Annotated in this window: 5 protein-coding genes; 3 read left to right on the forward strand and 2 right to left on the reverse strand. The window is 39.2% G+C overall.

Annotation, left to right across the window (positions count from 1 at the left end; genetic code table 11):
- A partial coding sequence (locus tag J6U00_RS11475; RefSeq protein ID WP_296581988.1) for a GGDEF domain-containing protein occupies positions 1 to 705 on the forward strand: 705 nt, incomplete at its 5' end.
- A gap of 559 nt (positions 706 to 1,264) precedes the next feature.
- A complete protein-coding gene (locus J6U00_RS11480) occupies positions 1,265 to 3,349 on the forward strand; it encodes a glycoside hydrolase family 11 protein (RefSeq protein ID WP_296581990.1) in 2,085 nt (694 codons plus the stop codon).
- Between the two features lie 234 nt (positions 3,350 to 3,583).
- Here J6U00_RS11480 and J6U00_RS11485 read toward each other — a convergent pair whose 3' ends face one another.
- Positions 3,584 to 5,998 (reverse strand): dockerin type I repeat-containing protein, encoded by a 2,415-nt coding sequence (locus tag J6U00_RS11485; protein ID WP_296581992.1) that lies wholly within the window; start codon positions 5,996 to 5,998, stop codon positions 3,584 to 3,586.
- Between the two features lie 337 nt (positions 5,999 to 6,335).
- Positions 6,336 to 7,322 (reverse strand): serine hydrolase, encoded by a 987-nt coding sequence (locus J6U00_RS11490; protein ID WP_296581993.1) that lies wholly within the window; start codon positions 7,320 to 7,322, stop codon positions 6,336 to 6,338.
- A gap of 317 nt (positions 7,323 to 7,639) precedes the next feature.
- Here J6U00_RS11490 and J6U00_RS11495 point away from each other — a divergent pair, with 317 nt between their 5' ends.
- A complete protein-coding gene (locus J6U00_RS11495) occupies positions 7,640 to 10,393 on the forward strand; it encodes an RICIN domain-containing protein (protein ID WP_296581994.1) in 2,754 nt (917 codons plus the stop codon).
- Positions 10,394 to 10,752: the final 359 nt, after the last annotated feature.

The raw sequence follows: 10,752 nt of genomic DNA on the forward strand, positions 1-10,752 counted from the left end.
GATTTAGAATGGCTTGAATCTGATAACAATGACTTTTATTCGCTGCTTGCTGATAACGGAATAAGGAGCACAATTCTCTTTCCGCTGAAGCATAATGATCAGATACTTGGTTATTTGTGGGCTCTGAACTACAAGACAGAGGAAACTGTAAGGATTAAGGAGACACTAGAGTTATCTACATTCTTTATAGCATCTGAAATTGCTAACTACCAGTTGATGAAACAGCTTGAGATCCTCAGTTTTATGGATATACTTACGGGATGTCAAAATCGTAATTCAATGAATAATTATATCGATGATGTAGTCAGTGGTAAAACCGAATTGAATGAACCATATGCTGTTATATTTGCCGATCTTAATGGTTTGAAGCGTATAAACGATGAGAAAGGTCATAGTTCAGGCGATAGGCTGCTAAGAACAGCTTCAGCTATTCTGAGTCAGATATTTTATGATTGTGACGTTTATCGTGCGGGCGGAGACGAATTTATGCTAATAGCACAAGGAATAGACGAAGATGAACTGAAAAATAGACTTATACAGCTTTATGAGAAATCAGCCATAGACAGTGATGTTAATTTCGCAATAGGTTATTACTTTGTAAGAAACGGTGAGGATATACGTTTAGCAATGAAAAATGCAGATGAAAAAATGTATATAAATAAAAAAGAGTACTACATGAAGCATCCTGAGCTGAAATATAGGTAATATTGGATACAGTTTAAAGAGGTGAAAGAATATAGCTTTGTTTCAGAAGGAGTTATTCTTTTGTTTGAAATGTTGATTATATTAAGATTCCATTTGTCTGGTAGGATAAGATAGTCTTTATTGATGTAGGGGATTACATATGATTTGCAGAATGAACATTTCAACGAAGTAACAACCTTGACATCACAAATCTCTCTTGACTTCAAAAAAAGAAAAGGTAAAGAAGGAGTGAGGCGCGTATCAGACGCTAAACAGGTTCGTTTCAAATATCTGAATCCATCTCTGTCTGTGACCCATGCTCATTCTCATTTAAGCTGATATAATCTGAATTGGGATAATTGATTTCTAATCGTAAAAATCAGATAACAATAAATGACTTGACTTTTAGTATGCTGAATAATATAATTTGATTAAAGAATTCCTATCTTATGGGGTGATGATTATGAAGAAACAATTGATAAAATTAATATCAACTATTACCGCAGGAATATGTCTCTTTGGAGCGAATAACTTCATTAACATTTCAAATAGGGTTATTGTAGCCAATGCCGCCGATTATATGGATAAAGGTGAAGTTGACGGTTATGTATATGATGTTTGGAATAATAACTATACCGGAACGATCGAATACGAGAATTCCGGTACTAACGGTTTTACTGCCAGCTGGGAGGAGATCCATAATTTCGCTGTCACAAAAGGAAAGTCTTTTGAAAAGAACACAGTAAGCGCATACCAGTTCAGGGAATGCAAGGTAAGATACGATCTTGACATTACACCCGGAGGAAGCGAATATGTAGGCGTCAGGGGCTGGTTCACCCATCCGGACACCCTTTTTAACATTGTTGAAGTATGGGGCTCATGGCGTCCGCCGGGAAATGTAGATGCAATATCTACCGTGACCGTTGACGGTACTAACTACGATATATACAGGGAAAACAGTAATACCGGCTTTGATGCGTCCAATCAGTATAAGATATACTGGAGCGTTGCGAGGCGGGAGCCTCTTGAGCTTGGAAAGAGTAATCATATAGATGGTACCATAGATGCTTTGGAGCATTTCAAGGCGTGGTCGTCAGCCGGACTCGATCTTGGCTTTATTTACGATGTGCAGTTTGATCTTGAGGCGTACAGGAGCAGCGGCTCCGCAAAGCTGAACTCACTGGATATAACCTATGATATTGCCGATGAAAGCGTTTTCGGAAAGACTGTGCCCGTAAGGCCTTATGAAGAGCATGATCCGCTGCCCGTTGATATTGACGGAAAGATCATCAAGGTCGATTTTGAATCGGGAAATGACAAAACCGGAGTTCTCGGCGAAGAGCCTTCTTTGGTAATTTCAGATGAACGTTTTTACAGCGGAACACATTCACTGCATATAACGCAGTCCGATGAACATGGTGAGGCTTCGTTTTTCTATGAGCTGGATCCCTATGATCTGCCGGAATCGGAAGATATTTCCAGAAGCTATTATCAGACGGGAGCAAGAATATTCAATAATTCAAAAGACGATGTATCATTTGAGGTACAGCTTGTAGAATACACTGATGAGCCTCTTATGTATAATCTGGAAATAAAATCTGGTTCAAGAGTCTGCAAGTCCGGACAGTGGACCAATATCAGTGACTTACTTTTTACCTTTTCTCATGATGTTTTTCATAAGTACAGAGTGGTATTCATTCCGTCAGCTCCTGTTGATTACTATGTTGATGATTTTTATATTGCATCTGGTGACCCTGAGTTCTGTGTTGGTATTCAGAAGTTTGAACCTGATGTACGCGGAGATCTCAATGGGGACGGTGTGGTTAACAGCTTTGATGTAATCGAATGCCGCAAAGCGATAATCAACTCTATGGGTGTGAACAGAATAGAAACTTCAGGTGATGTCAACGGAGACTTTAGAAGTAACGTAAGTGATCTTGTTCTCCTCACGAAATACGTTCTTAATAAATCCCGCGAGATACCTCTTTCTGATGACGAAGCTGTTTTGCTGGTGGGAGATCATGCCGATTCCAGAACAGACGGTCAGAGATGTATATATGTTTCGTCTAATAATTACAATGATGACAGACTTCGGACAGTTGTTAGAAACGATGGTTCATTAACATCTGATTGGAGCGATGTAAGCTTTTATACCTGTGAAAGCTATGAGGACTATACCGACAGCGATAGCCGAAAGTCGAGCAAGGACTTTGATATCAATTACTCCGTTGATTTAAAGGCAGACGATTTTGTGGACATGGTCCTGAGAGGCACCGTATATCAGGGTAATTGCTCACTGAGGTTCTTTATCCATGAAGGCGGTATAGATTTCAGTGAATTGGATTATTATGAGCAGACTGTTCTGAACGAGAATGATTTCACGACAGTAACTCTTAATGGTAAAGAGTACTATATGAAAAAAGACGTAGCCCGAGAAGATATACTTACAGGTATGATAGGTACTGATATAGAGTTCTTCCGCAAGGGCGATCAGATAAAAACTAATGAGACATGTCATCTTGAAAATGGTTTCAATCTTGAAGAAGTATTAAAATACTGGTCTGATGATCATGAAACTAAAGATCAGGTAATGAGAATAGGTATGTACATTGATACAAATTCTTCTTCAGGATATGCAGATTTCAATGAGTTGAAGTTCGCTTGATAATAAAATAAGTATAAAGAAATGGCTTCTTGGATAATGTCATAAAACAGATTGAATAAATGCAGTTTTGAAGGCATGTGTGAAGAGAAAAATGTTTTATGTACAAGACTAAAAGACAGTATAGAAATTTGAACGAAACAGCTCTCCTTATGGGAGCTGCAGTTCTTGGTTCCCAAAAAACGGCTTGCCTTTTAACTGGCAAGCCGTTGTATTTTAGTTGTTCAGCTAAACTGACTAAATCAGAAACGAATAATAGTCTGAATAACGGTTGTATTCAAGTAGGTCTATGATATCACTTCCGTAAATATTGTAGCTACTGAGCAGTTTTATGAAATCCTTTACCGATGAAGTATCTATCCAACCGTAAAAATCTCCACAAGTTGCAATTTTTGCATTAACAGGATTACCGTTGGTGTCAGAGCCTATAATATATACAGAACTGCTGCCGGCATCGCACATATATCCGATGCCACTCAATTCTGACTTACTATAGCTTTCAGCTTTTTGAGTAAACTTGTTTATTTCCGCCATTGCACTGTCGGGAATTTGTACGGTTGAGTCATTGCCTGATGCCATTATACCAAGAACCTGTTCATACCAATTATCAGAGTCTATCACGATTAGGTCGTCCTTGGCATCTGACCAGCTTGCCGTTTCGTTACTATATTTGAATTTGTAAGCTGAACCGTATTGATCTATAACAGTAACTTCCTGGTAAGCTAACCATGCGTAGTTCTCATCAATGAATAACATAACAGGTCTTGGTTCTTCCTTGATTGTCTTTATAATAAGCTTGCGTAGTTCAACAAAGTCGAATATATCAAAATTATCGTCGCCGTTAATGTCTGCAATACCGTATTCAGGCAGACTGTCCTTGCCCAGGAGCCACCTGTTCATGGAGACAAGGTCTGAAATACCCAAAATACCATCACCGTTACAGTCACCCTTGACTGTTGTTTTCATATCCTTTTCTTCTGCAGGTATTATGTGCATATCCTCGGTGACAGTAAAATATGCACACGCTTCTTCAACTGAGATCTTTTGTTCTGGATTTTTTTTCTTTGAAATTATAAGCTTGACTGTGCCGGGTTTTACAGGCTTAAAAAGCTTTATTATATGATTTTGGACACTGCTATCGGGTGCTTCTGTATTTATTGACGCTACTTCATGTTTTATTGATACTTCTTCGTGATCCTCAATCAATGTTCCAGTGCCTTTCTGGTCAGACGATAAATATACTATATCATCAGAGGGAATATTTGTGCAGTACATTACATAGTCGTCCTGTATAGAAAAATTACCATGCTTTTCAAAGTATGCATTAAATTCGTCATGACAGTCCGGTAGCCATGAATACTTATCTGTTTGGGTTATGTAACCAGTGCTGTCTTTCTGAAAGCTGTAAGAACCGACCGTCCTTATATCAAAGTCACGATTTCCGTATTTAAAGTTTACAGTGAGATCGGAGCTGTTCGGTATATCATAAGCTCTTACATTATAAGCGTAATACTTATCTTCGGGATCGTCATACACCTTGTTGATGAGCTCATAGCATGCGATATTTTTGGAAATTGAGCCTTCAAAGCCTACAGGATATTCATCAAGCCTGTCTAGCTTTTCGTTTCGGACAAAGCATATAATACCGTCGTTTACAAATGATGAACCATGTTCGTTGCTGAACTTTACAGCTGATTCATAGTCCTGAGGTATCCAGTCAGGGATATCCTTGATATTTTCGGTAATATTAAGAGCTCCATCTACATAAACAGAAGCAGTCTCTGAATATAGATCTGTTTCGTCTGTTGCCCATTCTCTGCCTGAGTTGAATGTTATATCAACGTTGCCCTCAGTTTCCCCCTTATAAACCTTCATCATGCTGTTGGCTCCACCTACAGCTTGAATGATGTTGTCTTTGCTTATATATGTGTCGACAACGAGACCGAGTTTTCCAGATCCTGTCTGTTCAACGTTCAGTGATTCTCCAGTGGAGGTGTTTATATTTTTACAGTATACGAGCAACCCGTCTCTTAATGAGATATTTCCATTTTTATCAATATATTCATTGAATTCGGGTACAGAATCCGGCAGCCAGTCGTAAATATCGGTCTCTTTCAATTGGCCTTCATCATTTACGAATGTATATCTTACGCTGTCGGAAGATTTCCTTGTGTTCGTATTCTCAAGACTGATGTCAATATCAAAGCCTTCTGCGCAGTTATTCATTATCATCAGTGCCTCGTAATGATAACCGACAGAGCTTGATCCGCTGATCTTTGAAGTTTTTACATTGCTTCTCCTAGAAGATGTATTGGTAAGATTGAAGTCGAATGTAAATGTATTACACTCGTATTCATTCTCAGCTGCTGTACCGCCTTCGCGCATGAAAGTACTAATATCAGCAGACATTTTGTAGAAATCGGGAACATGATAAACGATACATATCAAATTGCCTTCAACTTTGGTATTGCCGTAATTATTATGAAAATACATTGCGGAACCGAAGTCGTAAGGAATCCATCCAGATTTGTCTTCCAATAACTTGTCCCAGTTAACGGCTGCGGAATTTGATTCTGTAGTAAATATAGTAGCATTACTAATAGAAATTGCCAGTGCAGCGGTAGTTAATATTATTTTTTTCATAAGTTTCATAGAAACCCTCCGTTCTGTTTATATTGGTATTAAATCTTTACTTTTATTATATCATGTTATTTTTTGAATTGCAATAATCTATATACACATAATGTTTTGATACGCAAAGTTCTTAGAATAAATAATAGTTTTCTGCATATGAGTCATTTTTAGATAATGACATAGAAACCAGTGGCTTTCTACTTGTGCTTTTTTGTTCAAAAGGAGACTGCCTTTTCAGTTTACATAAATATATATCGCAGAGAATATCCGCATCAACGGAAATCGCCAAATCTGTAACGGCAGTAATTCAGGTTATTGCTTGGCTTTATAGTGCGGTATTCCGTTCGTATAACGTTTAAAGAATATTTTCTATATGCTCTCTGATAAAATCGACTCTGTCCATTACTGTAGGCTTGAAATAGGACGCTACTGTAATAACGTTGTTCTTTTCGGGATTAATATAGATAACATTGCCGCTGTTGCCGATAGCGGCATATATTTTCTTTTTACGATCTATTATCCACCATAGATAACCGTATTCCATGCCTTGCCAGTTCTGATTTTCAATTTTTCTCGGATGTGTCATTTCTTCAATCCAGCTTGAAGAAATAATGCGTTTTCCGTTATAAACTCCATTGTTCAGACATAACAGACCTATCTTAGCCATATCCTCTGCCGACATACATAGTCCGTATCCGGGAGTTCCCAAGTTCTCTGTATCGCAGAACCATACATTCTCTTTTGGAGTTTTCTCTATAGTGAACTGTTTGTGCTCTTCAGCTGATTTGGCGATAAAAACCGAGTATGGTTTAATACCTAGCGGTTCAAAAAGATAGGCGTTGGCGTAATCAACAGTCTTCATTTTTGTTGCCTTGTATAGTAATCCAGTGAGAATATGCAGACACACAGTCTTATAGTTGAATTCGCCTGTCAGACCGTTCCTTCCTCCAAGGAAGTCAAGGGACGTATAAGTCCAATTATCGCTTGAACATACTTTTGACCATGGATCACCCTTACCTTTATATGGTGCTCTCATAGTCAGCAGATGCTTGATAGTCACATCGTATATTGTTTTTTCACCGCGTTTGACCTTGTAATCAGGGAAATAATCAAGAACTTTATCATCAATACTTTTTATCTGACCTTTATCAAGAGCAATACCTATGAGCAAAGCCGTGATGCTTTTTGTAGCAGACATTATGTGTACGCAGTCATCTTTCTTGTAATCATGCCAAGTATCACTGTATACCATTTGCCCGTCTTTGTAAGCGCAAATCTGGCATATGTTGTTCTCATTGCCCTTGCTTTCTTCAATATACCTATGAAGTTCGTCTTTTGTCATAATATACCTCCGTATTGATTGAGATCTATAGATTCGATAGAAGTTTCATAAAGTATCAATATTATATCAATATAAATTTTTAATGTCAATGTTTTTTCATAAAAATGTATTTGATCGAATGTAAGTCCGAAAACAATTTACAGTTTTGAATTTATAAGATAACATCGTTATGACTTCTGAGGAGTTTTTTTTATGATTTAACTGTATTGAGTACTATAGTTCACAGGCAAAGTATTTTTGTACACCTAAGATTTATTGACAAATTAGCTAAAAAACTTTATAATAATATCAACGAATTTATATAGGAGGCGATCGTAATGAAAATCAAAAAGCTTATTGCAGCTGCCCTCTCAGGTTGTATTATGCTGTCAACTATGCCTTGGATATCCGTTAATGCTGCAGGCAATCGCGTTTCCGTACACGATCCATCTGTAGTGAAGGCTAATGGTACTTATTACGTATTCGGTTCACATGTTGAAGCCGCTAAGTCCAGTGACCTTCAGAGCTGGAGACGCTTCTCCAATGGCTATGCAACCACGAATAATGTGGAATTTGCAAATCTTTCGCAGAACCTCAAAAAAGCCTTTGACTGGGCTGGTGAAAATCTTGAGGACTGTGAAGGTGGCTTTGCGGTATGGGCTCCGGATGTGGTATGGGACGGCGATTATATCAACAGCGACGGCAGCAGAGGGGCATATCTCATGTACTTCTGTACTTCGTCTACTTATATGCGCTCAGTCATAGCATACGCTGCCTCAAAGAATATCGAGGGACCGTATACCTTTGTAGATACTCTTATCTACTCAGGATTTACTAATAATGACAGCTACGCAAAGAGTAGCACAAAGAATGTTAACCGCAAGTACACTTCTACTAACATTGACGAGCTTATCGCACAGGGAAAGGTTAGCTTCAACAGCAGTTGGTTCAGTAATGATAATTTCAATAATCAGCTCTATCCAAACGCTATCGACCCGACAATTTACTTTGATACTAACGGCAGGATGTATATGTGCTACGGTTCGTGGTCCGGCGGTATTTTTACCCTCGAGATAGATCCGGAAACAGGTCAGTGCATACATCCGAAAACCGGACAGACTGCTGACGGAAGAATGATCGATAGCTATTTCGGCACTAAAATTTCGGGAGGCTATGGCAAGTCGGGAGAGGGAGCGTTCATCGAATACAATGCTGATACAGGCTACTATTATTTGTGGGTAACTTACGGTGGACTTACCTCCGCAGGCGGTTATAATATGCGAGTATTCCGCTCAACTTCTCCGCTCGGACCTTTCACTGATCCTGCAGGCAGACAGGCTGTGCTTATGACAGATACGAATCTTGACTCAACAGGACTCAAGGTCATGGGAAATTACAAATTCAGTTCTCTTACTAAGGCTTATATGGCTTGCGGACATAATTCCGTTTTGCGTGACGACGACGGCAGGTGGTATCTTGTATATCACACACGCTTTGACGACGGGGCTGAGTATCATGAGGTACGCGTACACTCTATGTTCTTTAATGAAAAGGGCTGGCCTGTAGTTTCTCCTAATGAGTACGCAGGAGATATGATCTCTGAAACAGGCTATGACGAAACTGATATCATAGGTGATTATGAGTTTATCAATCATGGAAGTTCTACAGACGGAAAAATCATTGATTACAGTAGTATTAAGCTGAACTCCGATGGTAGCATCAGCGGTTCCGTTACAGGAAAATGGTCGCAAGCAAAGGACAGCTCAGCAGCTGAAATAATTATCGGGAACCAGGTCTATTACGGTTATTTCCTTGCGGCAAATGACGAAAACGGAAGGAAGGTCATGTCTTTTACTGCAGTTGGCAATAACAATCAGTCAGTATGGGGCGTACAGACAAAAGCGTTCACAGGCAAATCGCGTTCGGGACTTGCAGACTTCACTGATATGAATTCACAGCTTATAAACACGTCCGAAAACATATCAGGCTCGGGAGCCTGTACAAGGCTCAGCGGAACAGAGCTTCTTAGCGGAGTTTTTTATTATATAATAAATCAGAACAGCGGAATGACAATAGATATTCCCAACGGTGTAATTGAGGAGGGAACAAATATACAGCAATGGGAGCGAAACGGTAGCTGGGCGCAGCAGTGGCGACTTATCTCAGTTGATGAGGATTATTTTCGTATCGTTTCGGCAGGGAACGAGTCAATGTGCATCACAGTTTCAGAGAGCTCTGCCAGTGACGGTGTCAATGTTGAGCTACAGAAATATACTGGCAGGGATAATCAGCTGTTCAAGCTGAAAAAATGCGGATCGGACTACGGTATAGTTTCAAAATGTTCAAAGGACGCAAGTGGACTTGACGTGTACGAATGGTCAAAGGAGAATGGCGGCAATATAAATCAGTGGAATTACTGGGAGGGTGGCTGTCAGCTCTGGAGTCTCCAGCCTGTTCACCCCGAGGTCACAGACGGTAATTATACGGTAAGAAACATTACCGGAGAACTCTTTATGGCTGACATATATGATAAGATCGTTCAGAGTGACATAAATAATATTGACTTGGAGTTTGACCCTACAGGCTCGCCTTCGCCATTTACGCTAAACGATCAGATATGGAACTTTACAAGGAGTGATGACGGCAGATATTCCATTAGAAAGCAAGACGGAAAAGCTCTCACGTTAAGCTCAGGCAAGCTTTCAGTTACCGAATATACGGGTGCTGATAATCAAAAATTCAGTCTAATTTGCAACAGGGACGGAAGCTATTCCGTATTGCAGAATGATAATTGTATTGATGCAGGAGATACGAAAAAAGTCGGAGCGGAGCTTTATTCGGTGCAGTTTACAGGAACTGAAAGTCAGAGGTTTGTCCTTGAACCTGCTGTTCCATTAGCAATTGAGCTTCCAATCAAAGGCGACGTAAACAAGGACGGCGAATTGAATGCGGCTGATCTTGTGATGATGCAGCAATATCTCCTTGGTGCAGGACATCTTAATAGTAGCTACTCTGCTGACATGAACGAGGATGGAAAAGTTGATATCTTTGACAGTGTATATCTCAGAAAGATTCTTATTGCTAAGATATAGCTATTAGGTTAGCGCGAATCATGATCTTTGTGATAAAATAAGTAAAATATTCTTATGACATTTGGATATTAAAATATGGGGCTGTAAAAAAACAGCCCACCAAAACAACACAGTTGCCTCTTCAAGAAAAATTTGAAGGGGCAACTGTTTTTTTCATGTTAATTGTTGAAAACTTCTCAAATTCCCCATAAACAGGGTATAACGAACAAGCACGAAGGAAAAATGCTTTTTTCGCGCTGGTAAAGATATATTTTATTGATAGTTCAGGCGGCTTTCAAAGCTGCCTGTTTCTTTAAATGATACTTATGAAGGTTGAAACCACAGCAAATAAGACCAAATTCCAGCATAACACTATCAAA

This window comes from Ruminococcus sp. (assembly GCF_017650195.1).
In the GTDB taxonomy this organism is placed as follows: Bacteria; Bacillota; Clostridia; order Oscillospirales; family Ruminococcaceae; genus Ruminococcus.

What these genes read in the sequence shown, in the direction of transcription:
- J6U00_RS11485 (WP_296581992.1), bottom strand. Translation starts at nt 5,998, where the DNA reads ATGAAACTTATGAAAAAAATAATATTAACTACCGCTGCACTGGCAATT.
- J6U00_RS11480 (WP_296581990.1), top strand. Translation starts at nt 1,265, where the DNA reads ATGGATAAAGGTGAAGTTGACGGTTATGTATATGATGTTTGGAATAAT.
- J6U00_RS11490 (WP_296581993.1), bottom strand. Translation starts at nt 7,322, where the DNA reads ATGACAAAAGACGAACTTCATAGGTATATTGAAGAAAGCAAGGGCAAT.
- J6U00_RS11495 (WP_296581994.1), top strand. Translation starts at nt 7,640, where the DNA reads ATGAAAATCAAAAAGCTTATTGCAGCTGCCCTCTCAGGTTGTATTATG.